Annotated in this window: 21 protein-coding genes and 1 pseudogene; 10 read left to right on the top strand and 12 right to left on the bottom strand. The window is 55.5% G+C overall.

The window, feature by feature from the left end; translation table 11 throughout:
• Positions 1-13 precede the first annotated feature (13 nt).
• The gene (copA, locus tag ACTU3N_RS01025) at positions 14-2,512 is read right to left on the bottom strand and encodes a copper-exporting P-type ATPase CopA (protein ID WP_443084297.1); all 2,499 of its coding nucleotides are present in this window, start codon (positions 2,510-2,512) and stop codon (positions 14-16) included.
• 248 nt (positions 2,513-2,760) lie between these two features.
• On the opposite strand from copA, the gene ACTU3N_RS01020 reads away from it, so the two are divergent.
• Positions 2,761-3,402 carry a hypothetical protein gene (locus tag ACTU3N_RS01020; protein WP_443084296.1) on the top strand — a complete coding sequence of 214 codons (642 nt, stop codon included), beginning with the start codon at positions 2,761-2,763 and terminating at the stop codon, positions 3,400-3,402.
• A gap of 252 nt (positions 3,403-3,654) precedes the next feature.
• Here the strand turns inward: ACTU3N_RS01020 and ACTU3N_RS01015 are convergent.
• Positions 3,655-4,144: pseudogene (locus ACTU3N_RS01015) on the bottom strand (DDE-type integrase/transposase/recombinase); the annotation flags it as partial.
• A 337-nt stretch (positions 4,145-4,481) separates the two neighbouring features.
• On the opposite strand from ACTU3N_RS01015, the gene fhuE reads away from it, so the two are divergent.
• Both fhuE and cueR read left to right on the top strand, forming a co-directional pair.
• Positions 4,482-6,686 (top strand): ferric-rhodotorulic acid/ferric-coprogen receptor FhuE, encoded by a 2,205-nt coding sequence (gene fhuE, locus ACTU3N_RS01010; protein ID WP_443084295.1) that lies wholly within the window; start codon positions 4,482-4,484, stop codon positions 6,684-6,686.
• 201 nt (positions 6,687-6,887) lie between these two features.
• The gene (gene cueR, locus ACTU3N_RS01005) at positions 6,888-7,298 is read left to right on the top strand and encodes a Cu(I)-responsive transcriptional regulator (RefSeq protein ID WP_443084294.1); all 411 of its coding nucleotides are present in this window, start codon (positions 6,888-6,890) and stop codon (positions 7,296-7,298) included.
• A gap of 2 nt (positions 7,299-7,300) precedes the next feature.
• On the opposite strand, the gene ACTU3N_RS01000 is transcribed toward cueR, so the two are convergent.
• The 5 genes from ACTU3N_RS01000 to tesA all read right to left on the bottom strand — a co-directional run bounded on the left by ACTU3N_RS01000 (position 7,301) and on the right by tesA (position 11,100).
• On the bottom strand, positions 7,301-7,759 hold the full coding sequence (locus ACTU3N_RS01000) for an NfeD family protein (RefSeq protein ID WP_443084293.1): 459 nt from the start codon (positions 7,757-7,759) through the stop codon (positions 7,301-7,303).
• Entirely contained in the window at positions 7,756-8,673 is a 918-nt protein-coding gene (locus ACTU3N_RS00995) for an SPFH domain-containing protein (protein ID WP_443084292.1), read from the bottom strand. The genes ACTU3N_RS01000 and ACTU3N_RS00995 overlap by 4 nt, the downstream gene beginning before the upstream one ends.
• Positions 8,674-8,758: 85 nt before the next feature.
• A complete protein-coding gene (locus tag ACTU3N_RS00990; protein WP_443084291.1) occupies positions 8,759-9,613 on the bottom strand; it encodes a co-chaperone YbbN in 855 nt (284 codons plus the stop codon).
• Positions 9,614-9,674: 61 nt separating this feature from the next.
• Positions 9,675-10,445 carry an SDR family oxidoreductase gene (locus ACTU3N_RS00985; RefSeq protein WP_443084290.1) on the bottom strand — a complete coding sequence of 257 codons (771 nt, stop codon included), beginning with the start codon at positions 10,443-10,445 and terminating at the stop codon, positions 9,675-9,677.
• A 28-nt stretch (positions 10,446-10,473) separates the two neighbouring features.
• The gene (gene tesA / locus ACTU3N_RS00980) at positions 10,474-11,100 is read right to left on the bottom strand and encodes a multifunctional acyl-CoA thioesterase I/protease I/lysophospholipase L1 (protein ID WP_443084289.1); all 627 of its coding nucleotides are present in this window, start codon (positions 11,098-11,100) and stop codon (positions 10,474-10,476) included.
• Here tesA and ybbA point away from each other — a divergent pair.
• The 6 genes from ybbA (at position 11,068) to ACTU3N_RS00950 (ending at position 18,313) form a co-directional block, all read left to right on the top strand.
• Positions 11,068-11,754: a putative ABC transporter ATP-binding protein YbbA gene (gene ybbA, locus ACTU3N_RS00975; protein WP_443084288.1), complete on the top strand. Its 687-nt coding sequence runs from the start codon at positions 11,068-11,070 to the stop codon at positions 11,752-11,754. The two genes, tesA and ybbA, sit on opposite strands and share 33 nt — an antisense overlap.
• The gene (gene ybbP / locus ACTU3N_RS00970; protein ID WP_443084287.1) at positions 11,751-14,165 is read left to right on the top strand and encodes a putative ABC transporter permease subunit YbbP; all 2,415 of its coding nucleotides are present in this window, start codon (positions 11,751-11,753) and stop codon (positions 14,163-14,165) included. The genes ybbA and ybbP overlap by 4 nt, the downstream gene beginning before the upstream one ends.
• A gap of 181 nt (positions 14,166-14,346) precedes the next feature.
• The gene (locus tag ACTU3N_RS00965; protein ID WP_443084286.1) at positions 14,347-15,492 is read left to right on the top strand and encodes a porin; all 1,146 of its coding nucleotides are present in this window, start codon (positions 14,347-14,349) and stop codon (positions 15,490-15,492) included.
• A 258-nt stretch (positions 15,493-15,750) separates the two neighbouring features.
• Positions 15,751-16,581 carry a MetQ/NlpA family ABC transporter substrate-binding protein gene (locus tag ACTU3N_RS00960; RefSeq protein WP_443084285.1) on the top strand — a complete coding sequence of 277 codons (831 nt, stop codon included), beginning with the start codon at positions 15,751-15,753 and terminating at the stop codon, positions 16,579-16,581.
• Positions 16,582-16,638: 57 nt separating this feature from the next.
• Positions 16,639-17,661 (top strand): virulence-associated ABC transporter ATP-binding protein SfbB, encoded by a 1,023-nt coding sequence (sfbB, locus tag ACTU3N_RS00955; RefSeq protein WP_443084284.1) that lies wholly within the window; start codon positions 16,639-16,641, stop codon positions 17,659-17,661.
• Positions 17,654-18,313: a methionine ABC transporter permease gene (locus ACTU3N_RS00950; RefSeq protein ID WP_443084283.1), complete on the top strand. Its 660-nt coding sequence runs from the start codon at positions 17,654-17,656 to the stop codon at positions 18,311-18,313. Before sfbB ends, ACTU3N_RS00950 begins: the two co-directional genes overlap by 8 nt.
• Here ACTU3N_RS00950 and mnmH read toward each other — a convergent pair.
• The 5 genes from mnmH to ppiB form a co-directional block, all read right to left on the bottom strand.
• Positions 18,310-19,389: a tRNA 2-selenouridine(34) synthase MnmH gene (gene mnmH / locus ACTU3N_RS00945; protein WP_443084282.1), complete on the bottom strand. Its 1,080-nt coding sequence runs from the start codon at positions 19,387-19,389 to the stop codon at positions 18,310-18,312. The genes ACTU3N_RS00950 and mnmH overlap by 4 nt on opposite strands.
• Positions 19,390-19,480: 91 nt before the next feature.
• Positions 19,481-20,548, bottom strand: a complete 1,068-nt coding sequence (purK, locus tag ACTU3N_RS00940) for a 5-(carboxyamino)imidazole ribonucleotide synthase (protein WP_443084281.1) — start codon at positions 20,546-20,548, stop codon at positions 19,481-19,483.
• Entirely contained in the window at positions 20,545-21,054 is a 510-nt protein-coding gene (gene purE / locus ACTU3N_RS00935; protein WP_443084280.1) for a 5-(carboxyamino)imidazole ribonucleotide mutase, read from the bottom strand. The genes purK and purE overlap by 4 nt, the downstream gene beginning before the upstream one ends.
• Positions 21,055-21,173: 119 nt before the next feature.
• Complete coding sequence (gene lpxH, locus ACTU3N_RS00930) at positions 21,174-21,896, bottom strand: UDP-2,3-diacylglucosamine diphosphatase (RefSeq protein ID WP_443084279.1); 723 nt, start codon at positions 21,894-21,896, stop codon at positions 21,174-21,176.
• Between the two features lie 3 nt (positions 21,897-21,899).
• The gene (gene ppiB, locus ACTU3N_RS00925) at positions 21,900-22,394 is read right to left on the bottom strand and encodes a peptidylprolyl isomerase B (RefSeq protein ID WP_443084278.1); all 495 of its coding nucleotides are present in this window, start codon (positions 22,392-22,394) and stop codon (positions 21,900-21,902) included.
• Positions 22,395-22,567: 173 nt separating this feature from the next.
• On the opposite strand from ppiB, the gene cysS reads away from it, so the two are divergent.
• Positions 22,568-23,953 (top strand): cysteine--tRNA ligase, encoded by a 1,386-nt coding sequence (gene cysS / locus ACTU3N_RS00920; RefSeq protein ID WP_443084277.1) that lies wholly within the window; start codon positions 22,568-22,570, stop codon positions 23,951-23,953.
• Positions 23,954-24,096: the final 143 nt, after the last annotated feature.

The raw sequence follows: 24,096 nt of genomic DNA, 5'->3' as shown, positions 1-24,096 counted from the left end.
CCGTGAGGGTTAGCTAGTCGTGCGGTTTAAAACGCAGCAGGCGATTAGCGTTACTGACGACGGTAATCGAGGAGAGCGCCATCGCTGCGCCCGCGACCACCGGGTTGAGCAATGTACCGGTGAGCGGCCAGAGGATACCGGCGGCTACCGGGATCCCCAGCGAGTTATAGATAAATGCCCCCAACAAGTTCTGCTTCATGTTACGCAGCGTGGCGCGGGAAATCGCCAGCGCATCCGCAACACCCATCAGGCTGTGGCGCATCAGCGTGACTGCCGCCGTTTCAATCGCAACATCGCTGCCGCCGCCCATCGCGATACCCACATCCGCTTGTGCCAGCGCAGGTGCGTCATTAATACCATCACCGACCATAGCGACCTGGCGGCCCTGCTGTTGCAATTTTTTTATTGCATCCGCTTTGCCGTCCGGCAGCACACCGGCGATCACGTCATCAATACCGGCCTCTTTGGCGATGGCATGCGCGGTGGTGGGGTTATCACCGGTCAGCATCACCAGTTGGTAACCCGCACGGTGCAGGCGTTGTAACGCCTCGACGCTGTCGCTACGCAGCGGGTCGCGAATGGCAAACAGCGCTTTGGCTTTGCCATCCACCGCCAGCAGCACCGGCGTTGCGCCGCGGCCCGCCTGCGCGGCTATCTCTTGCGCAAAATGCTGAGTATCAATCTGCTGTTCTGCCAGCAACGCCTGGTTACCAAGCAGTACCTGATGGCCTTCCACTTCACCGCTCACCCCCAGCCCGCGCAGTGTGCGGAACTGATTGACCTGAGGCAGCTCGTCGGCTGCGGCTTTTTCGACAATCGCGTGCGCCAGCGGGTGGCTGGAACCTTGTTCCAGCGCGGCGGCCAGGCGTAACGCGCCCGCCTCGTCGCCATCCTGCGTTGCCACGCTGACCACTTCCGGTTTGCCACGCGTCAGCGTACCGGTTTTATCAAATACGATAGTATCCAGCGTGCTGGCGCGTTGCAGTGCATCCGCATCGCGAACCAGTACGCCAAACTCAGCGGCGCGCCCGACGCCTGAGATAATCGACATCGGTGTCGCCAGGCCGAGCGCACACGGGCAGGCGATAATCAGAACGGTCGTTGCGATAACCAGCGCATAGACGATTTGCGGCGCCGGGCCGAAAACGTACCAGATAGCCCCGCTGAGCAGCGCGATGGCGACCACCACCGGCACAAACACCGCTGAGATACGATCGGCAAGCTGACCGATTTCGGGTTTGCTGCTCTGCGCCTGGCGCACCATACGGATAATCCGCGAGAGCGTGGTATGGCTGCCAACGGCGCTGGCGGTAAAGAGTACGCTGCCATCCTGCACCACGGTACCGGCGTGAATCGCATCGCCTGTACTTTTCTCTTGCGGCACGGGTTCACCGGTCAGCATTGCTTCATCAAACCAGGCTTTACCCTGGCTGATTTCGCCATCTACCGGTACGCGATCGCCCGTGGTCAGGCGTAGCGTCATGCCGGGCTGAACCTGGTCCAGCGGCACGCTTTTCTCACCGCTTTCTGTTACCACACGTGCCGTCGGCGGGGTAAGGTCGAGCAGGCGTTCCAGCGCTTTTGATGAACGCTGACGCGCGCGCGCTTCCAGCATATGGCCGAGGTTTATCAGGCCGATAATCATCGCGCTGGCTTCGTAATAGAGGTGGCGGGCTTCCATCGGAAACCATTGCGGCCAGAGGTTCACGCTCATCGAGTAGAGCCATGCCGCGCCCGTGCCCAGCGCCACCAGCGTATCCATGGTCGCAGCCCCGTTACGCAGGCTTTTCCACGCGCTGGTATAAAAGTGCCCCCCGGCGACGATCATCACGCCCAGGGTGATAATGCCGAGCGCCAGCCACAGCGTGCGGTTGGCGTCGGTGACCATCATATTGTCCCCGATCATTCCCCACACCATGAGAGGGATGCCGACCGCAAGCGCGACAATGGCTTGCCAGCGAAAGCGCTTCATGGTGGCCTGCGCGGTTTCCTGCTGGCGTTCACGGCGTTTGGCATCGTCTTCGATGGCTTCTGCGCCGTAGCCTGCTTTCTCAACGGCAGAAACTAAATCGGCGGCGGGCGCACTGCCCATAACAAGCGCGGTACGCTCCGCCAGGTTTACCCGTGCCTGTGTGACGCCAGGTACCGCCTGCAAGGCTTTTTGTACCCGAGAGACACAACTGGCGCAGCTCATGCCGTTGATTAACAGCTGCTGGCTGTCATCAAGGTCGCTGGCTGCCGGAAGCTCAGGTGAGGCCGCTGTCAGTGCTTCCGACGGGAGTGATGACTCTGCCAGCGGTTTAGCCTTTGGGTGGCTTACGCTCGCGCCATATCCGGCTTCCTCAACGGTCGCGATTAACGCCTCCGGGCTTGCGCTGCCGGTAACGGTAGCATGTTCAATCGTCACTTCTGCCTGTTCAACGTCCGGGCGTTTTTCCAGACTCTCTTTGACGCGTTTCACGCAGTGGCCGCAGGAAAGGCCATCCAGGTTTAGCTCTATGGTTTGTGACATATCCAATCTCCTTGGTGTTCTTGCACTGGCAACTGTGTGAAAGCTTAAACCTTCCAGCAAGGGGAAGGTCAAGTTTTTAAATTGCTGATAGAAAGGGATTTTTAAAATAAGCGGCCACACTGTGACAAAAGTGTCCACATTACAATGCCAAAGCCCACTTTAGAGTGGAGCTTTTACATTTTCTTTTTCGTTGTATCCTCATTATTATTCTGTTTGTTTTACAAACAAAACAATAAGGAATATTTGACATGGATAGCGCGAAAACCCTGGCCAAAAGAATGCTGAAGAGTCTTGAAGTAGATGACTCTGGTTTTTTGGTCTCAATTGCTCATGGCATGCTGTCCTTTCCCGTCAGCATGTATTACCTGGGTTATGACTTCATGGACACAGCTCATCGCCATGCTAACTCTAACGATCGCGTCAGAATGGCGAATATGCTTAAACGAGGAATATCTGTTAATCAGGAGGCTCAAAAGATAGTTAACGCTGTTGTCAGGGAGTTCATGTCAAAAGTTAACATGGACAATATTCAGGGCATTGCACAAAATTTTACTGGCGTCATGGCTGGAAAATTTATTTTTGCAGAGTTAACAGGAATAAAGCTGGGAGCGGCCATATCATCACGAATAATGGCTTCATTCGCTGCGGGTGTAGTAATCGGGAGCGTTCTGACGATTGGCGCTGAAACCTCAAGGGCCATCTATACAGCCCGCAAACTTGAAAACCAGAATCCATCGCTGTATTACCGCCTTAGAGGTATGGGGGATTTAGACCTTCTGTATTTTCTTGTTGAAGATAAATTGAAGCCTTTCCTTGATGCCTGCAGCATGGCAGATGTTAACAAGCATGAATTTAATGAAATGTGTAAATATTTTTTCGGTGGATTATGAACGTACAAGACACTATTAGATTAATAGCATCCAGAATTTTGCGCGGATTGGGGATGGGAATAGCTTCTGCGGGTCTATTGTTCTGTATTTACTTCTTTTCATTTTCAAAAGATGAATCCCGATTTATCTGGGGCGGTGCATCTGGAGTCCTCATTGTCATTGGTTACTTCATATACCGAATAGCTATCCTTAAGATTTATGACGAACGATGATGTTCTCAACTGATCCTGCTCGCGTAATGTGGACACAACCCTAAGCGAGATTTTCATTTTCAAATTGTTCCGGATTGAGACCGCCACAGGCACTGTGGCGACGCCAGCGTATAATTAACGTTGTCTTCATTTACGCCGCCACTGCGCCATCAGTAGCGCATCGCAGGCCAGTTGTGCCGTTATGCACGATGGCATTTACCAGCCGATAACAGCACGTGACCACAGGTCGATGACGACAACCAGAATGGCTAGTCTTCATCCGTGCGAAGATATGCGATATCACCCGCCCACGTTTGGTTCGGACTATTGGCGTAAAAATCCTGTTTAAGCAGATTCTCTGATACCGCAAGCCCATGCTCACGGTAACTGACCGGGCTGAACCGGCGCGAGGCTTTTGCCCGCACCCCCTGGCGACGAAGGCTGGCTGCCACGGCTTTCACGTTGAAGCGATACCCATGCGCACGCAATTCATCTGCCAGCTGCGGTGCGCCGTAGCGCAGTTTTGCCTGAGTAAAAACTTTGCACACAGCCATCAGTAGTATTGCCGGGTTGTTCAGTGCTTAATTTACCGTTACGTCATCTCGCTGAAAATTGGGAGGAAGTCAGGGCCGTCAGTGATGGAACTGGTCCGGGCTGACAACGATTCCTGCAGTCCGTTACGCCTGAAGGTTGAAACGAGAGGATATCTCAGGATAGAAGCATGCAATAAAAAACATTTTTCATGCTAATGAAAATAGTAATCACTATCATTTGCATTTATTATGTCGTAACCCAACCTGTTACCCGCTGTTTTTCCTCACATTCAGTAGGGGGAGTTATAGAAACAGGACGGTATGCAAACAAATAAAACAAATGATGGGGTACTCAATGTCTTTTAAAGAAAGATGTGGCAAGCAGGTACGCGCCGCAGTGTGTGCGCCTGGATTTAAAAAGAATTTTTCTTATTCATTATTAACGCTTTGCATCAGTCATGCTCTTATTATTAACGAAGCGGGCGCGGCGGCTAACACCGGCAACGCCAGCGCTGAAGAGTCGCTGGTTGTCACCGCCGATGCCAGTACCGCAACGGCGCAGGCGCAGACTTATACGGCTCCGGCGACACGGGCCGGCACCAAAATGAACCTGACGCAACGCGATATTCCGCAGGCTGTCAGCGTAATGACGCAACAAAGAATCAAAGACCAGGACTTACAGGATGTAGGCGATGCGCTGACGAATGTCACCGGCATCTCCGCTTCGCAAAATGACTCAGAGCGTGTCGATTTTTATTCCCGTGGCTTTTATATCAACAATTATACCTACGATGATATTCCCTCCACGCAAACTGGTGCGTGGAACTTCGGTGAAACGGATGGTGATTCGGCCATTTATGAACGTATTGATGTGGTACGTGGCGCAACAGGGTTAATGACCGGTACAGGTAATCCGGGGGCTGCCATTAATATGATCCGCAAAAAAGCCGACAGCAAAACCTTTGCCGGTAATCTCTCCGCCAGTTACGGAAGCTGGGATAATCAACGTTATGTTGCCGATTTATCAGGCGCGCTGAATGACGCCGGTACGCTGCGCGGGCGTGTCGTCACGGGGTATCAGGATCAAGATAGTTGGGTCGATCGTTATCATAAAAGGAAAAAATTCCTTTATGTCACTGTGGCGGCGGATATTACTGACAACACAACGCTGGATATCGGTTATGACTACCAGTCACGCAATACAGATGGACCAAGCTGGGGCGGGTTACCCACCTGGTACAGCAACGGCAGCAAGATTCACTATGACCGCAGCGATAACCCATCGGCTGACTGGACGCATTACAATATTCTGTCACGCAAAGTATTCGCCAACCTGACCACCAACTTTGATAACGGCTGGCAGGTGCGCCTCAACAGCACGCATGCGGAGTCGGATTTTGACAGCAAATTGCTCTATGTCTCAGGCTATCCGGATCAGACCAGTGGCATTCTCAATACTACCGGGTCCGGTTTTGCTGGCTGGTATAAAGGCCTGCGTACGCAGACTGCGGTGGACGCGTATGCGACCGGGCCGTTTGAATTATCAGGCCGCCAGCATCAGTTAGTGGCCGGGGTTGATTACAGTCGACAGCGCAATCGCTATATCTATTCTTCTTCCATGCTGTCACCCGCAGACATTGGCGACTGGAACAACTGGAACGGCGACGTGGCGGAACCAGACTGGCCGGCATGGGTCCTTTCTGCTGAAGACGTTATCCGTCAGAAATCCGCTTATTCGGCGGCGCGTTTCTCGCTGGCCGATCCGCTTTCGTTGATTATTGGCGCACGTTATACACAGTACAGCACGCACGGCACGACGGATGAAATGGACAAAAACAACCTGACGCCGTATGGCGGCCTGGTTTATGACATCAACGAGAACTACTCGGCATTCGCCAGCTATACGTCTATCTTCCAGCCGCAGACTTACCGCGATCGGCAGGGGAATTACCTGAAACCTATCACCGGTAACGATTATGAAGCAGGTATTAAGGGTGACTGGGATAACAGCAAGATCACGGCAAGTTTGTCAGTTTTCCGCATTGAGCAGGAAAACCTGGGCCAAATCCAGAGTGATATTTACGTTAATAACAGCAGTGAAAACGCGTATAAAGCGGCGAAAGGCGTGGTGAGCCGGGGTATTGATTTTGAAATCAATGGTGCGCTAACAGATAACCTGAAGGTAACGTTTGGCGCGACACGCTATGTTGCTAAAGATGCCAGCGGCGAGCGCACAAACCCTTATATGCCGCAGACCAGTCTGAAACTGTTTACCCGTTATAATTTGCCGATATTGCCTGAGCTGACCGTCGGCGGGGGCATTAACTGGCAGAACCGCACCTATAAAGAAGCGACCAATCCGGCAGGCGTGACAGAGCGCATACATCAGGGAAGTTACCCGTTAGCTAATCTGTTTGCCCGCTATCAGGTGAATAAAAACCTCTCATTACAGGGGAATATCAAAAACCTGTTCGATCGCGAGTACAACACTAACCCTTCCGGTGGTGTCGCCTTCAACGAGCCGCGAAACTATTCTGTCAGTCTTAATTATAATTTCTGATAACATGATGGCCCTTTATGGGCCATTTTTGTCAGCACTTTTGCGCCGGGCGGTGTGCTGCTTTCCATCAAAAATGGAACATCACAAAAAAATAAAGAAAAAATCAAAGCCTCGTATTCATCGGGGGATTTTATATTTTCCCCTTAACGGCCGGGCTGGTAGAGTATTCATGTCGGGTGAGTGAACCGTAAGGGGGAGAGCGTGAATATTAGCGATGTGGCAAAAAGAACCGGTTTAACCAGCAAAGCAATTCGCTTTTATGAAGAGAAAGGGCTGGTGACGCCGCCGCTGCGCAGTGAGAACGGCTATCGAAGCTACACGCAGCAGCATCTCAATGAGCTGACCTTATTACGCCAGGCGCGCCAGGTTGGGTTTAATCTGGACGAGTGCGGCGAACTGGTTAACTTATTTAATGACCCGGCGCGGCACAGTGCAGACGTAAAAGCGCGGACTTTGCAGAAAGTGGCGGATATTGAAAGACATATTGAAGAGTTGCAGGCGATGCGCGCGCAGTTGCTGACGCTGGCGGATGCCTGCCCGGGTGATGACAGCGCAGATTGCCCGATTATTGATAACCTGTCGGGCTGCTGCCATCACCACGCAAAAGGGTAACGCTACTCGCTTACCGCTTTGATATGCAGGGTGATCCCTTCCACCGAAATCACTTCCACGCGCGTTCCGGCGAGGAGATCCGCATCGGCTATCACCGGCCAGGAGCTGTCGCCCACGCGCATATGGCCGCGGCCATTGACCAGGGCATTATCCAGCTGAAAGCGGCGGCCAACGAGCTGCTGGCCACGCTGATTAAGCGAGGCGTCGGCAGGTTTTTGCTGCCTGACGCGCTTGTTTAACCACTTCCACCACAGCCAGGCAGCCAGCATGGTCAGCAGGGCGAACAACACGCCTTGCCACTCCAGGCTAAACGGCATCACCCAGGCCAGTAAACCGGTCACCACTGCCGCCACGCCGCTCCAGAGCAAATAGCCGTTGCCGCCGAGCATCTCGGCGGCGAGCAGCAGCCCGCCAAGCGTCAGCCAGACAAGGTGAGGATGGTCGAGCAACAGGGCTATCATGGTTTTTTACGCTCGCTGGCGCTCTCTTTAAGCAGTTCCGCGACACCGGCAATCGAGCCCATCAAGCTGCTCGCTTCCAGCGGCATCATCACCACTTTGCTGTTATTTGCCGAGCCGATTTGTTGCAATGCTTCGGTATATTTCTGCGCCACAAAGTAGTTAATCGCCTGAATATCCCCGGCGGCAATCGCTTCGGAAACCATTTGCGTTGCACGGGCTTCTGCTTCAGCTGAACGCTCACGGGCTTCCGCTTGCAAAAAGGCCGACTGGCGCTCACCTTCTGCTTTGAGGATCTGCGACTGTTTTTCCCCTTCGGCTTTGAGGATTTCCGCCTGCCGCACCCCTTCAGCTTCCAGAATATAAGCACGCTTGGTTCGCTCTGCTTTCATCTGCGCATTCATCGAGGCAATCAGTTCCGCCGGTGGGCGCACGTCGCGGATCTCAATACGGGTGACTTTCACCCCCCACGGGTTAGTCGCTTCGTCAACAATGTGCAGCAGGCGAGTATTGATGCTGTCGCGCTGGGAGAGCATTTCATCCAGCTCCATCGAGCCAAGCACGGTACGGATGTTGGTCATCGTCAGATTGATAATGGCCAGTTCCAGATTACTGACCTCATAAGCGGCGCGCGGCGCATCGATAACCTGAATAAAACAGACGGCATCAATTGTCACGTTGGCGTTATCTTTAGAGATGACTTCCTGCGAAGGGATATCGAGCACTTGCTCCATCATATTGATCTTGCGACCAATCCTGTCCATAAACGGCACAACAAGGCTCAGGCCAGGCTGTAAAGTGCGGGTGAAGCGGCCAAAACGTTCAACTGTCCACTGGTAACCTTGTGGAACAATTTTTACGCCAGAAATAACAACAACGAGCGCAACAAAAATAAGCACCAAAATGACGATAGGCATCAAAAAAACCTCCTGTTTAATTTGATGCCATCTTAGCCTTATTTGCTGCATAAAGCAGCACGATCCCTGGTTTTAGCGGGGTGTATTAGTAAAGCAGGGAGTACAGCTGGCGACGATACTTCGATGCCAGCGCATCACCGGTACCCAGCGCTGCCAGAATATCCTGCAAAATCTTGCGCGCCTGACCATCGGCGGCGCCAAGATCTTTACGTAAATGACCAAACAGCAGCTCCAGCGCTTCTTCATTACGCCCGACCTGGTGCAGTTGCAGCGCAAGCTGTGTCGCCAGCGCCGCGTCTTCGGGATTCTCCGCCACCTGTTTTTGCAGTTGCTGGATTTCCGGCGTATCGGCCGCCTGTTTTAGCAGCTCGATTTGCGCGACCAGCCCCTGGTAACGCGTGTCCTGATCCTGCAGAGGAATGGTTTTCAGCACCGCTTCCGCTTCGTCCTGGCGGTTCAGGGTTATCAGGTTTTCCGCCAGCAGCAGGCCGATTTCGCTATTCTGCCCGGAGAGCTGCCAGGCTTCTTTCAGCAGCGGCAGGGCCTCTGCATGCTTGCCTTCCTCCATCAGCTCCATTGCCTGCTGCGCTTTTAACTCTTCTTCACGCGGCAAGACTTTATCCAGCAGCGCTCGGATAGCCTCTTCCGGCTGCGGGCCCTGGAAGCCGTCAACCGGCTGACCATTCTGGAACAGATACACCGTCGGAATAGCGCGCAGGCCAAACTGAGACGCCACCATCTGCTCGGCGTCGCAATCCACTTTTGCCAGAATAAACTGCCCGTTGTACTGTGCGGCCAGAGACTCCAGCACCGGCGTCAGCTGCTGGCAGTGCTGGCTGCGATCGGACCAGAAATAAAACAGCACCGGTGTGGCAACGGATTGCTCAAGCACCTGCTGCAGGTTCGCTTCGGTAATATTGACAATATTCTGTACGGACATAAGAGATTCTCTGTTTTTTACTATTTGGTATTACATGGGGGACAGGCGGCGCGCCTTCAACTCACCCCTGCAAAATTTTATCCATCACGCGCCCCGGAAGCAGGCGTTTTAACAGGCAAACCGCCCAGGTCACCAGCGTGACCGGGTAGCGCATTTTCGGATGGCGGCTCTCAAAAGCATGGCGCACTTTGGCGACAACCGCCTCAGGCCCAAGGGTGAAACGTGCCGCAATGCCGGGATTTTCCACCGGCTTGTCACGCTGCGTCTGGTTGATGTTATCCGTAAATCGCGTGCGGATGGGGCCAGGTTCAATCAGGCTGACTTTCACCCCGCTATGGCGCAATTCCATGCGCAGGGCATCAGCCCAGGCTTCCAGCGCATATTTGCTGGCCGCGTAAGCCCCGCGACCGGGTGTTGAGATAAGCCCCATCACCGATGATGTCATCACGATACGCCCCTCGCCGTGCGGCGTCATGGCGGGCAGTAGCCGCATGGTAAGCTGGTGAGCGCCAAAAAAGTTGCTGGAAAATTGCTGCTCCAGCTGGCGGCGGGTAATGGTATCCAGCGGGCCATATACCCCGAAACCCGCATTATTAAAGATACCGTACAGGCGATTACCCGTCAGTGCTATCACCTCATCTGCTGCGCTATCAACACTCGCCGGATCGTCAAGATCGAGTAAGATACCGTTAAAACCTTCCTGTTCCATGCGTGCGACGTCATCGGGTTTACGGCAGGCCGCCAGCACGCGAAACCCCTGGCGCTTGAGTTCGCGTGCGCTTTCCAGACCGATGCCGCTGGAACATCCTGTAATTAAGACCGTTTTTTGCATAACTTTACCTGGTGGCTTCCCTGACAGGTCAGGAGTCGTGATTTACTAAAGGAGCCAGCCTTGATGCCATCCAGTCGGCGATAAACGGCTGGGCGTCGCGGTTGGGGTGTATACCATCATCCTGCATCCACTGAGCGTTGAGATAGACCTCCTCCATAAAAAAGGGTAACAGGGGAACATCCAACTCGTTGGCAAGCTTAGGATAAATTGCGCTAAACGCTTCATTATAGCGACGACCGTAGTTGGTGGGCAGCCGAATCTGCATCAGTAGCGGCTCGGCATCGGCGGCTTTTATCGCCTGCACTATCTGGCGCAGCGTTTGCTCAGTTTGTTGCGGCGCAAAACCGCGCAGGCCATCATTACCGCCAAGCTCCACCAGTACCCAGCGCGGCTGATGCTCTTTTAGCAGCGCGGGCAGGCGAGACAACCCCTGCTGCGAGGTGTCGCCGCTGATGCTGGCATTCACCACCGCCGGCTTTTGCTGCCACTTATCATTCAGCAGCGCAGGCCATGCGACGTTTGCCGCCATGCGATACCCGGCGCTCAGACTGTCGCCCAGAATCAGTAACGTGTCTGCTGCGGCGACGCGAAAAGTTAACAAAAGCAGAAACAGGAAGGGCAAATGCCAGCGGAAAACATTATTGAAGTTCATCATCTTAAGAAGTCCGTCGGTCAGGGGGAGCATGAACTTTCCATCCTTACCGGAGTTGAGCTTGTTGTCAAACCCGCGCAAACCCTTGCGCTGGTCGGTGAATCGGGTTCGGGTAAGTCCACATTGCTGGCTATCCTTGCCGGGTTAGATGATGGTAGCAGCGGCGAGGTCACGCTTCTTGGCAAACCGTTGCACAAGATGGACGAAGAAGCGCGCGCTCAGCTACGGGCGCAGAACGTTGGCTTTGTTTTTCAGTCATTTATGCTAATTCCAACCCTCAATGCGCTGGAAAACGTCGAGCTTCCGGCGCTGTTGCGCGGCGAAAACAGCAGCGAGAGCCGTCGCAGTGCAAAAACCTTGCTTGAAGATCTGGGCCTGGGCAAGCGGCTTGATCATCTTCCGGCGCAGCTTTCCGGCGGCGAGCAGCAGCGTGTGGCGCTGGCGCGGGCGTTTAATGGTCGCCCGGCGGTGCTGTTTGCCGATGAGCCGACGGGAAATCTTGACCGGCAAACCGGGGACAAAATCGCTGATTTGCTCTTTGCCATGAACCAACAATTCGGCACCACGCTTATCCTGGTCACCCACGATCCGCAACTGGCGGCGCGCTGCGATCGTCGCTTACGGTTAGTCAACGGTGAATTGCAGGAGGAAGCATGATAGCCCGCTGGTTCTGGCGCGAGTGGCGCTCGCCTTCAATGCTGATTGTCTGGCTGGCGCTCAGTCTTGCCGTTGCCTGCGTTTTGGCGCTGGGCAGCATTAGCGATCGCATGGAGAAAGGGCTGAGCCAGCAGAGCCGTGATTTTATGGCGGGCGACCGCGCACTGCGCAGTTCGCGCGCGATACCGCAGACCTGGCTGGATGAGGCGCGCAAAATGGGCCTGCAGGTGAGCGAGCAGGTCAGTTTCAACACCATGACTTTTGCAGGCGACACGCCGCAGCTGGCGAATGTCAAAGCGGTGGATGATATCTACCCGATGTATGGCGAGCTGCAAACCCGCCCGGCCGGACTGAAACCGCAGGCCGGCAGCGTGTTGCTGGCCCCCCGGCTGCTGGCGCTGTTAAATTTAAAAGTGGGGGACACCCTGGATGTGGGGGATGTCACGCTGCGCATTGCGGGCGAAGTCCTCCAGGAGCCGGACGCCGGTTTTAACCCTTTCCAGATGGCGCCGCGCCTTTTGATGAACACGGCCGATGTCGAAAAAACCGGCGCGGTTCAGCCGGGCAGCCGTGTCACCTGGCGGGCGAAATTTGGCGGTACGCCAGAGCAGCTTGCAGAGTACGAGACGTGGCTGATGCCGCAACTGAAGCCTGAGCATCGCTGGTATGGTCTGGAGCAGGATGAAGGGGCGCTGGGGAAATCATTGCAACGCTCGCAGCAATTCCTGCTGCTTTCCGCGCTCCTCACGCTGCTGTTGGCGGTCGCCGCTGTGGCGGTGGCAATGGGGCATTATTGCCGCAGCCGTTACGACCTGGTGGCGATTTTGAAAACGCTGGGTGCCGGGCGGGCGCAGCTGCGTAAGCTTATCGTTGGCCAGTGGTTGAGCGTGCTGGCGATGTCTGTGATAACCGGCGGCGCGATAGGGCTGTTGTTTGAAAAAGCGCTGATGGTGTTACTCAAACCGGTACTGCCCGCGACGCTGCCGCCAGCCAGTCTCTGGCCGTGGCTGTGGGCGGTGGGAACGATGGTGGTGATTTCGTTGCTGGTGGGCCTGCGTCCGTATCGGCTGCTGCTGGCGACTCAGCCGCTGCGGGTGCTGCGCCGGGATGCGGTGGCGAACGTCTGGCCGCTGAAATTCTATATACCGGTGATTTGCGCGCTGGCGGTTGTGCTGCTCGCCTGGTTAATGGGCGGCAGTATGCTGCTCTGGGCGGTGCTGGCGGGAGCGGTGGTGCTGGCGCTGCTGTGCGGCGCGCTGGGCTGGCTGCTGCTTAATGTGCTGAAACGGTTGACGCTTAACGCGCTGCCGCTGCGTCTGGCGGTTAATCGCCTGCTGCGCCAGCCCTGGTCAACATTGAGCCAACTGTCGGCGTTCTCGCTCTCCTTTATGCTGCTGGCGCTGCTGCTGGTGTTGCGTGGCGATCTGCTCGACCGCTGGCAGCAACAGTTGCCGGAAGAAAGCCCGAACTACTTCCTGCTGAATATTGCACCGGAACAGGTCACGCCGTTGAAAGCGTTTCTTGCCGGGCATAACGTGATACCTGAGGCGTTCTACCCGATTGTGCGGGCAAGGCTGACGGAAATGAACGGCCAGTCTACCGAGGGGAATCAGGACGAAGCCTTAAACCGCGAGCTGAATCTGACCTGGCAGGCCCAGCGCCCGGATCACAACCCGCTGGTGGCCGGAAGCTGGCCGCCGAAACCGGGCGAAGTCTCTGTCGAAGAGGGGCTGGCCGAGCGGCTGGGGCTAAAAATCGGCGATAGCGTGACGTTTATGGGCGATACGCAGGATTTCAGCGCCAAAATTAGCAGCTTGCGTAACGTTGACTGGGAAAGTTTACGGCCTAACTTTTTCTTTATCTTCCCTCCCGGCGCGCTGGACGGGCAGCCGCAAAGCTGGCTAACCAGTTTCCGCCTGCAAGAAGATAACGGCCTGCTGACGCAACTGAACCGGCAGTTTCCCACGGTGAGTCTGCTGGATATCGGGGCAATTCTCAGGCAGGTCGGCCAGGTACTGGAGCAGGTCAGCAGGGCGCTGGAAGTGATGGTCGTGCTGGTTACCGTCTGCGGCATTCTGCTATTACTGGCGCAGGTGCAAGTAGGTATGCGCCAGCGCCATCAGGAGCTGGTGGTCTACCGCACGCTCGGCGCGGGCAAACGCCTGCTGCGCACTACCCTGTGGTGCGAGTTTGCGTTACTCGGTTTGGTTTCCGGTCTGGTGGCGGCGATAGGCGCAGAAACAGCGCTGGCGGTCCTGCAAACGCGGGTTTTCGATTTTCCGTGGGAGCCGGACTGGCGGCTGTGGGTCACCTTGCCGCTGTGCGGGGCGCTGCTGCTCTCTTTGTGTGGCGGCTGGCTTGGCACGCGTCTGTTAAAAGGAAAAGCGCTGTTCCGCCAGTTCAGCGTGTAAGCGCATGATGATAACGCACCGGTAATTCTATCGGTGCGTTTCTATTTCAAGGTGTAAATATTCATGCATGATATATTTAACAGCACAAAACATTAAAAAATCCTCAACTATCCGCCACTTATAAACGGTACTATTTGCAAGCTAATAAATTATTAGCAAGTCTATCCAGCAAGGAAAAACCATGAAAATAAAAACAACCGCTATGGCGACAGCCATTGGCGCAGCAGTGGCGTTGACTTCTTTCGCATCTCAGGCGGAAATTACTGTTCTGAAACAAGACCCGCAGGCGGGCAACCCGCTGAGCCGTCTGAACTTCACCGTGGGCGGTTCTATTCGTCCGCAGTTCCAGAACATGACCGGCAACGATGGCAAAAATGCGTATAAACGTAACGGTTTCGATGGCGGCACCCGTTTCCGTTTCGCCGCAGACTACTACCTGTTCGATGATATTAGCTGGGTCAGCTACTACGAACTGGGCGTGGATATTCCTGAACTCTTCGACTGGGATAATCACCGCTCCGGCACCTCTAACAACACCACGCGTCGTCAGCTGTACACCGGCCTGAAGAGTAACACCTGGGGTACGCTGACCTTTGGTCAGCAGAACAGCATCTACTACGATGTTGTCGGCGCGAAAACCGATATCTGGGATTACGACATGGTCGCTCAGGCACCGGGTAATGGTATCAAAGGCGATTACGATGGCTCTTATCGTTCACGCAAGATGCTGAAATATAAGAAAACCGTTGGCGATGCTGATATTTACGCCGCGTATCTGTTCAGCGATACCTCTTATCTGGATGGCAACGGCAACCGTTACAAGCGTAAAGGCGGCGGTTCACTGGGTGTGGATTACCACCTGACCACCGATCTGACCTGGGGCGCGGCGTGGAACTATACCCGCGCGGATATGCGCGACCCGGCGACCGGCGAGAGCAAAACCTACGATCAGACCATTCTTGGCTCCGCGCTGAGCTGGACGCCGGACAACTGGACCTTCTCCCTCGGCGGGGGCTGGTATCAGAACTATATGCTGAGCAAAAAATCCGATGTCCATCACTACTTCGCAGGCGATGCCTGGGGTATTGAATACTTCGCCGGGTACAAGTTCCCGATTGGTCAGTATGCGGTGAAATCCATTCAGCCGTACTTTATGGGTGACCGTCTGGAGTTCGTCAACGGACGTAACTACCAGCGTATCGACAACGGCGTGGGTATCAGCTTCCAGCTGGACTATGGCTTCCGTGTTGATTACGAACACGTCTTCACCTCCAGCACCGACAACCTGGGCGACATGAACCTGGTTCGCGTGCGTTACGACTTCTGATAAGCCGCCGGTAATCGTTTAAATCCGGCAACGCTTAGCAATGAAAAGCATAACGAAACTGCTGCAATGATGGCTTTTCGTTATGCTTCATCGCCTTGACTGCCCAAATATCTCCCGCCATTCAGTGACATAGTCAGCAGATCTTGAATTTTTTTCAATTACCGCCGCCCGCGCTTTATGCCATCTTATGCACAGGTCATAACTAAAAACGCGGCGCACTGCACGGCGCGTTACACAACACACTCACAGGGGAAGTTTATGCGACGTTTTAGCGTGCGTGCGGCTTTTGGCGCACTCGTTCTGGCTCTGGGTATACCGTTCGCGCAGGCCAGCGATCCGCAGACCATTGTTTTTGGCGTAGCACCTGGGCCGTATGGCGATATGGTTAAGCAGGCGATTGCGCCGCAGCTTAAAGAGAAAGGGTACAAAGTCGTGGTGCGCGAGTTCAGCGATTACGTGCAGCCTAATATGGCGCTGGCGAACGGCAGCATTGACGCCAATTTGTTTCAGCATAGCCTCTATTTCGACAAATTCACCGCTGATAAAGGGCTTAAATTAACCCGGCTGTTATCGGTGCCGACTGCCGGTATGGGTTTTTACTCACATAAAATTAAGAGCCTGGATGCGTTGAAAAAGGGCGACATTGTGACGCTCTCTAACGATCCGACCAACCTTGCACGCGGTTTGCGCTTCCTGCAATCCCTTGAACTGGTGACTATTAAAGAAAATATCGATCCGACCAAAGCCTCCGAGCGCGATATTGCCAGCAATCCGAAAGGGCTGGTGTTCAAGCCGCTGGAAGCCGCTCAGCTGCCGCGCACGCTTGATAGCGCCACGGCGTCGCTGGTGAACGGTAATTTTGCCATTGCTGCCGGGATGAAACTCTCCTCGGCCATCAAGCAAGAACAGCTGGATGAAAATCTGAAAAACATTATTGCCGTACGTACGGAAGATGCCGACAAACCCTTCGCGAAAGATATTGTCGCGGTGGTTAAATCACCGGCTTACCGCGCGGTAATTGACTCCCCGGACAACATTTTTAACGCGTTCCAGAAACCAGACTGGATGGTCGCTGCGGATAAAAAATAGTCGCAAGGTTAGGCTAACGGGCAGGCTTCGGCCTGCTTTTTGCGCTTTGAGGTTTGTATGATTGAGATAGAGAAGGTGTGCGTGGATTTTCCCGCCAGCCGTGGGGCAGCGGCAACCACCAGGGCGGTGGATGGCGTTTCGCTGCGCATCCCGGCCGGGGAGATCTTCGGCATTGTGGGGACCAGTGGCGCGGGCAAAAGTACGCTGCTGCGCACGCTGAACGCACTCACTCGCCCAAGCGAAGGGCGGGTGAAAATTAACGGTGTGGAGATCTCTGCGCTTGAAGGGGCTGCGCTGCGTCAGGCGCGACAGCGCATTGGCATGATTTTTCAACATTTTAATTTGATGCACACCCGAACGGTGGCACAAAATGTTGCTTTCAGCCTGAAAGCGGCGGGCTGGGAGCGCAGCAAAATTGCGCCGCGCGTGCAGGAGATCCTCGCGCTGGTAGGACTGGCTGATAAAGCGAATCGCTACCCGGTTCAGCTTAGCGGCGGGCAGAAGCAGCGTGTCGGCATCGCACGGGCGATCGCCAACCACCCGGATGTGCTGCTGTGCGACGAGCCAACTTCGGCGCTGGATCTGGAAACGTCTGCCACTATTCTGGCGCTACTTAAACAGATCAACACGCAATTAGGTATCACCATTGTGTTGATCACCCATGAGATGAATGTGATCAAATCGATCTGCGATCGGGTGGCGGTCATGTCCGGTGGTCAGGTCGTCGAACAGGGCGAGGTGTTTGATATCTTCGCGCATCCGCAGCATGACTTTACGCAGCAACTGGTGTCGCACACGCTCAACCTTACGCTACCGGCGCGTTTACAGCAGCACTTGCCGGGGCAGTTACTGAAAATTCTGTTTATTGGCGATGCCGCAGAACAGCCGGTGCTGTCTGATGCGGCGGTGCGTTTTGGCGTGGCGGTGAATATTCTGCACGGCAAAATTGAGTATATCGGCGAGCGGGCGCTCGGCATTCTGGTGGTGCAACTGACCCCGGCAGAAAATGCCTCGTCGGTGAGCGAGGCGGTAGACTATATTCGCAGCCGTACGGCGCAGGTGGAGGTGATCCGTGGATGATTTACTGGCTGATTTAAGCCTCGCTTTTGGCGAAACGTTCCAGATGCTGAGTATCTCCACGGTGCTGGCGATTATCGGCGGGCTGCCGCTGGGCTTTTTGATTTTTGTCACCGATCGTCACCTGTTCTGGCAAAACCGCGCGGTTTACCTGGTCAGTTCTGTGCTGGTAAACGTTATCCGCTCGGTGCCGTTTGTGATTTTGCTGGTGCTGCTCCTGCCGCTGACGCAGTTTTTGCTTGGCAACACTATTGGCCCGGTTGCCGCATCGGTGCCGCTTTCGGTCGCGGCGATTGCCTTCTATGCCCGCCTGGTAGACAGCGCGCTGCGGGAGGTGGATAAAGGCATTATTGAAGCGGCAGAAGCATTTGGCGCCAGCCCGCTGCGCATTATCTGCACGGTGTTGTTGCCGGAAGCCAGCGCCGGTTTGCTGCGCGGTTTAACCATCACCCTGGTGAGTTTGATTGGTTATTCGGCAATGGCGGGGATCGTCGGCGGCGGCGGTGTCGGGGATCTGGCGATTCGTTACGGCTACTACCGCTACGAAACGCAGGTAATGGTGGTGACCGTTGTGGCGCTGATTGTGCTGGTGCAGGTCGTGCAGGTACTGGGCGACTGGCTGGCAAAACGCGCCGATAAGCGCGATCGCCACTAAGCGTTTTTGGCCGCAAGCCAGGCGGCCACCTCGCTGAAGCTTCCGCGAAACACCACCGCCTGCGCGCGCCGTGAGAGCTGGTAGTGATACATCGGATCGTAATACTCCGCCAGCAGCGGTGCCAGCCAGGCAAAATGACCGTCGGTGGCGCCGCTTTTTTGCTGCTCGCTAAGCGCCGTTTCCAGCCGCTCGCTGAACTGAGCGTAGCGCGCAAGGCCGAGGCGGCGGCGAATAGCAAACAGGCCGTGGCGCAAGTAGTCTGCGTATTCACGCCAGCCTTCGTCGGTGCCGTCGCGGGCGGTAAACGCCTGCAACATGTCGGTAAAATACTCTTTGCGCAAGCGCTCAAGCCGCGCTTCCAGCGGCTCTTCCACCACCACCAGCGGCGAGTTCGCCATACGCTCGCGCAGCACCAGCGGCAGATGGTTAGCGCCAATCGCATGCCCTTCATCTTCCAGAACCCAGAAAGCCGCAGAGGTCTTGACGAGCGCGGCGGCCAGCTGGTTTTCAAAACTCGCCTGGGCGCGCTGAGGTTGCAGGGTTTTGCCAAACGACGAACCCCGATGGCGGGCCAGACCTTCCAGATCGATACCGTTTGGCTGGCTGCGCACCAGCAGTGTTTTACCGCTACCGGTACAGCCGCCAATCAGCAGCAGCGGGCGCTGCACACAGCGCACGGTGGCGTCAATTGCCGCCTGGCGCAACGCTTTATAACCGCCCACCACCAGCGGGTAGTCGCACTGCCGCGCTTTTAGCCACTGCTGGACGATATGCGATCGCTGCCCGCCGCGCGCGCAGCAGAGATACCCGTGTGGGTGCTGCGCGCAGGCATCGAGCCAGGCGTTTATTCTGCGCTCGCGCAGCTCGCCCTGCACCAGCCGGTGGCCGAGCCGCAGCGCGGCATCCGCACCTTCGCGCTTATAGCAGGTGCCGACGGCGGCGCGCTCCGCGTCGTCCATTAGCGGCAGGTTAAGCGCTGAAGGCATGGCGCCTTGCTGAAACTCAACCGGGGCGCGTACATCGATAAGCGGTGTGTTTTCCCGCAGAATGGCAAGATAGTCCGTCGTGTCGTTCATGGGGCATCCTTAGCGTAAACGCTGGCGGAACAGGCCCGCCAGCCGATAAATTTTACGCCCGCACGAAGGGAGATCAATGCCCTTTGAACGATTACTGAAGTTTTGATTGCGCCCAGGCGATACCGCTGGCGTACTCCGGCGGCAGAAGCGGGAGCAGCGCTTCCAGTGTGGCGCTCAGGTGTTGCGGGTCGACATCGGTTAAATTCAGATGACCGACTTTACGCCCAGGGCGCACCTCTTTGTCGTACCAGTGCAGGTGCACCAGCGGCAGTTTCAGCCAGTCATAATTCAAATCGCTGCCGATAAGGTTAATCATCACCGACGGGCTACTGACCACCGGCGGCGGCAGAGGCAGGTCCACCACCGCACGTAAATGCAGCTCAAACTGGCTGATGGACGCGCCGTTTTGTGTCCAGTGACCGCTGTTGTGCACGCGCGGCGCCAGCTCATTAATCAGCAGCCCGCCAGGCGTGACAAAGCACTCCATCGCCATCACGCCGACATAGTTCAGCTCATGCATAATGGCCGACAGCATCGCTTGCGCCTGCTTTTGCTGTTCCGGGTTCGGGTGCGCAAACGCGACGCTGGCGCGCAGAATGCCGTCCTGATGCAAGTTATGCGTTAAAGGGTAGAACACGGTGCTGCCGTCGTGGCCGCGCGCGCCCACCAGCGACACTTCGCCGGAAAAATTAATCCCCTGCTCAACGATGCACTCGCCGTAGCACTCATCCGGCAGCGAACCGGTCTCTTCTTCGCGCAGACGCCACTGCCCGCGCCCGTCATAACCGCCAACGCGGCGTTTGACGATAGCCAGCTCGCCAAGGCGCGAGAACACGCCCGGCCACTCGCTTTTATCCGCCAGAAATTGCCACGGCGCGGTCGCCAGCCCCAGCCGATCGAAAAGCTGTTTTTGCGTCAGGCGATCGGCGATGACCGGGAAAACGTCGCGGTTCACAAACGCCGGATGACGTTCCAGCTCACGCGTCAGCGCGGTTTGCGGCCAGCGCTCGATTTCAGCGGTGATAACGCTTTGCGCAAAGGGCACCGCTTGCGGATCGGCATCCAGCCCGACCGGCCAGACCGCGATGCTGAGCGGTTCACCGGCCTGGCGCAGCATACGCCCGAGTTGACCATTTCCTAAAACACAAACCTGCTTCATGCCGCACCCCGCGGGTCAGGGTTATCCAGCACCTCGTCGGTTTGCGCCTTGCGCCACTCAGCCAGACGCTGATGCAGCGCCGGGTCGTGTTGGGCAAGGATTTGTGCTGCCAGCAGCGCGGCATTGGCCGCACCCGCTTTACCGATTGCCAGCGTGCCCACCGGAATGCCGCGCGGCATCTGCACAATAGAATAGAGACTGTCGACGCCGCTTAACGCCGCGCTTTGTACCGGTACACCCAGCACCGGCACCAGGGTTTTTGCCGCAATCATCCCCGGCAGATGCGCCGCGCCGCCTGCGCCAGCAATAATCACCTGAAAACCGTTGTGCTCAGCGCTTTCGGCAAAGCTAAACAGCTTATCAGGGGTGCGGTGGGCAGAGACGATTTCAACATGGTGCGGGACGTGGAGGGTATCAAGAATTTCTGCGGCGAACTGCATGGTCGCCCAGTCGCTTTTCGAGCCCATAACGATGGCGATGCGTGCCGGTTGGTTGCTTGAGGACATGCGTCTCAAAACTCCTGTGGGTGTACTTCAGACGACAAAAGAGGGCACAGAGAATAGCACGTAAAATGGTACAGGAAAACGGTTGCGTCGCGAAGTTTTCCCCGTTTAAGTACGTACTTTCAGAAGGGGAAAGTGATGAGTTCGATGCCTTCCTGGCTGACGCGAACCATGGAGCCTTCGCTATGCCACGCGCCTAATACCGCACGCCAGGCGGCAGCGTTATTGACCGTCAGTTGATGCACCGCCGGGCGATGCGTATGGCCGTGGATAAGCCACTGCACACGGTGTTTTTCCATCGCGCTTACCACCGCCTGTTGATTGACATCCATTATCTCAAGAGATTTGCTGCTGTTCGCGGCTTTGCTACCGGCGCGCATTTTGGCCGCGATGCGACGGCGAATAAACAGGGGCAGGCTGAGAAACAGTTTTTGCAGCCAGGGCTGGTGCACTTTTGCGCGAAACGCCTGATAGCCCGCGTCGTCAGTGCAGAGTGTGTCGCCGTGCATAATCAGCACGTTGCGACCATACAGGCTCAACACCTGCTCCTGGGGAAGCAGTTGCATGCCGCAGGCCTGTGCAAAGCGTTTGCCGAGCAGAAAATCACGATTGCCGTGAATAAAGTAGCACGGCACGCCGCTTTGGGTGAGCGCCCTGAGCGCGTCGGCAACGTGCTGGTGCAACGGGTTCGGATCGTCGTCGCCAATCCAGGCTTCAAACAGGTCGCCTAAAATATAGAGCGCGTCCGCCTCGCGGGCCGTGCCGTGTAAAAAACGCAGAAAACCGGCGGTGATCGCCGGTTCTTCCGTTTGCAGATGCAAATCTGCGATAAAGAGTGTCGCCACGAATTACTCGCTGACGGTCACGCTTTCAATGATAACGTCTTCTTTTGGTACGTCCTGATGCATACCGCTGCGACCGGTGGCGACGCCTTTGATTTTATCAACCACGTCCATACCTTCGACCACTTCAGCGAACACGCAGTAGCCCCAGCCCTGCAGGCTTTCGCCGCTAAAGTTCAGGAAGTCGTTGTCAGCAACGTTGATAAAGAACTGCGCGGTCGCGGAGTGCGGAGCCTGAGTGCGGGCCATTGCCAGCGTGCCGCGGGTGTTTTTCAGACCGTTGTTGGCTTCGTTTTTGATAGGCTCTTTGGTCGTTTTTTGATTCATGCCCGGCTCAAAACCGCCGCCCTGAATCATAAAGCCGTTAATCACACGGTGAAAAATCGTGTTGTTGTAGAAACCTTCACGGCAATAGTCCAGGAAGTTTTTAACTGTTTCAGGCGCTTTGTCATCAAAGGTTTTGATTACGATGTCGCCGTGATTAGTGTGGAAAGTAACCATTTTTGCATCCTGTTCTCATAAGTGTGGTGCACAGACCCGGCAGTGGGCCTGAGATAGTCGCCTGTTATAGCATAAGCAAGAGGTTGGATCACCTTGCAAAGTGTGCTGCTTCGGGTTTGAATTACGGGTAAGATACGCGGTTTCGTTCCACACACGTTTATATGGAATCTTCGATGTTAAAAATTTTTAATACACTGACGCGCCAAAAAGAGGAATTTAAACCTATTCATGCCGGAGAAGTCGGCATGTACGTGTGTGGCATCACTGTATACGATCTCTGTCATATCGGGCATGGCCGCACGTTTGTCGCCTTTGATGTGGTAGCTCGCTACCTGCGCTTTCTCGGCTACAAGCTGAAATACGTGCGTAACATTACCGATATTGATGACAAAATCATTAAGCGCGCTAATGAAAACGGCGAAAGCTTTGTGGCGCTGGTGGACAGAATGATTGCTGAGATGCACAAAGATTTTGATGCGCTCAACATTCTGCGCCCGGACAGCGAACCGCGCGCCACGCACCATATTCATGAAATCATTGATATTACCGAGCGCTTGCTGGAACGCGGTCATGCCTATGTAGCGGACAATGGCGACGTGATGTTCTCCGTGCCGACCGATCCGAACTACGGCAAGCTCTCTCGCCAGGATTTAGATCAGTTGCAGGCTGGCGCGCGCGTTGAAGTGGCTGAAATCAAACGCAACCCGATGGATTTTGTGCTGTGGAAGATGTCCAAGCCAGGCGAGCCAAGCTGGCCGTCGCCGTGGGGCGAAGGGCGCCCAGGCTGGCACATTGAGTGCTCGGCGATGAACTGCAAACAGCTCGGTTCGCATTTCGACATTCACGGCGGCGGATCGGATCTGATGTTCCCGCACCATGAAAACGAAATCGCGCAATCTACCTGCGCACACGATGGCGAATACGTTAATTACTGGATGCACTCTGGTATGGTGATGGTTGACCGCGAGAAGATGTCGAAATCGCTGGGCAACTTCTTTACCGTGCGCGATGTGCTGAAGTATTACGATGCGGAAACCATTCGCTACTTCCTGATGTCCGGCCACTATCGCAGCCAGCTTAACTACAGCGAAGAGAACCTCAAACAGGCGCGCTCGGCGCTTGAGCGTCTCTACACCGCGCTGCGCGGGACGGACAAAACGGTTGCGGCAGGCGGCGGCGAGGCGTTTGAGGCGCGTTTTATTGAAGCGATGGATGATGATTTCAATACGCCGGAAGCCTATTCGGTGCTGTTTGATATGGCGCGTGAAGTGAACCGCCTGAAAACGGAAGATAGCGCTGCCGCCAACGCGCTGGCCTCGCATATGCGTAAGCTTGCCGGTGTGCTGGGTCTGCTGGAGCAGGAGCCGGATCTGTTTTTGCAAAGCGGTGCGCAGGCTGACGACGCTGAAGTCGCAAAAATCGAGCGTCTTATTCAGCAGCGCCTGGATGCGCGTAAAGCGAAAGACTGGGCAGCGGCAGATGCCGCGCGCGATAAGCTTAATGAGATGGGTATCGTACTGGAAGATGGTCCGCAGGGGACAACCTGGCGGCGGAAGTAAAAAAAGCGGCTGCGGCCTAATGCCGGTCACTTAAGGTGACCGGCATTGTTTTTAACAGGATATTTCGGCCTTTTTTGCCTCACTTCCCTTTCATATTCCCGTTCCCTCCTCGGCGGTAGTTTCAGCATCGCCGCATTACTATA

This window comes from Vagococcus sp. WN89Y (assembly GCF_052220145.1).
In the GTDB taxonomy this organism is placed as follows: domain Bacteria; phylum Pseudomonadota; class Gammaproteobacteria; order Enterobacterales; family Enterobacteriaceae; genus Kosakonia.
This window is presented reverse-complemented; position numbering and strand designations above follow the sequence as displayed.

Coding starts and splice junctions, on each gene's coding strand:
- copA (WP_443084297.1), bottom strand. CDS start 2,512: ATGTCACAAACCATAGAGCTAAACCTGGATGGCCTTTCCTGCGGCCAC.
- ACTU3N_RS01020 (WP_443084296.1), top strand. CDS start 2,761: ATGGATAGCGCGAAAACCCTGGCCAAAAGAATGCTGAAGAGTCTTGAA.
- fhuE (WP_443084295.1), top strand. CDS start 4,482: ATGTCTTTTAAAGAAAGATGTGGCAAGCAGGTACGCGCCGCAGTGTGT.
- ACTU3N_RS01000 (WP_443084293.1), bottom strand. CDS start 7,759: ATGATAGCCCTGTTGCTCGACCATCCTCACCTTGTCTGGCTGACGCTT.
- ACTU3N_RS00995 (WP_443084292.1), bottom strand. CDS start 8,673: ATGCCTATCGTCATTTTGGTGCTTATTTTTGTTGCGCTCGTTGTTGTT.
- ACTU3N_RS00990 (WP_443084291.1), bottom strand. CDS start 9,613: ATGTCCGTACAGAATATTGTCAATATTACCGAAGCGAACCTGCAGCAG.
- ACTU3N_RS00985 (WP_443084290.1), bottom strand. CDS start 10,445: ATGCAAAAAACGGTCTTAATTACAGGATGTTCCAGCGGCATCGGTCTG.
- ybbA (WP_443084288.1), top strand. CDS start 11,068: ATGCCAGCGGAAAACATTATTGAAGTTCATCATCTTAAGAAGTCCGTC.
- tesA (WP_443084289.1), bottom strand. CDS start 11,100: ATGATGAACTTCAATAATGTTTTCCGCTGGCATTTGCCCTTCCTGTTT.
- ybbP (WP_443084287.1), top strand. CDS start 11,751: ATGATAGCCCGCTGGTTCTGGCGCGAGTGGCGCTCGCCTTCAATGCTG.
- ACTU3N_RS00965 (WP_443084286.1), top strand. CDS start 14,347: ATGAAAATAAAAACAACCGCTATGGCGACAGCCATTGGCGCAGCAGTG.
- ACTU3N_RS00960 (WP_443084285.1), top strand. CDS start 15,751: ATGCGACGTTTTAGCGTGCGTGCGGCTTTTGGCGCACTCGTTCTGGCT.
- sfbB (WP_443084284.1), top strand. CDS start 16,639: ATGATTGAGATAGAGAAGGTGTGCGTGGATTTTCCCGCCAGCCGTGGG.
- mnmH (WP_443084282.1), bottom strand. CDS start 19,389: ATGAACGACACGACGGACTATCTTGCCATTCTGCGGGAAAACACACCG.
- purK (WP_443084281.1), bottom strand. CDS start 20,548: ATGAAGCAGGTTTGTGTTTTAGGAAATGGTCAACTCGGGCGTATGCTG.
- purE (WP_443084280.1), bottom strand. CDS start 21,054: ATGTCCTCAAGCAACCAACCGGCACGCATCGCCATCGTTATGGGCTCG.
- ppiB (WP_443084278.1), bottom strand. CDS start 22,394: ATGGTTACTTTCCACACTAATCACGGCGACATCGTAATCAAAACCTTT.
- cysS (WP_443084277.1), top strand. CDS start 22,568: ATGTTAAAAATTTTTAATACACTGACGCGCCAAAAAGAGGAATTTAAA.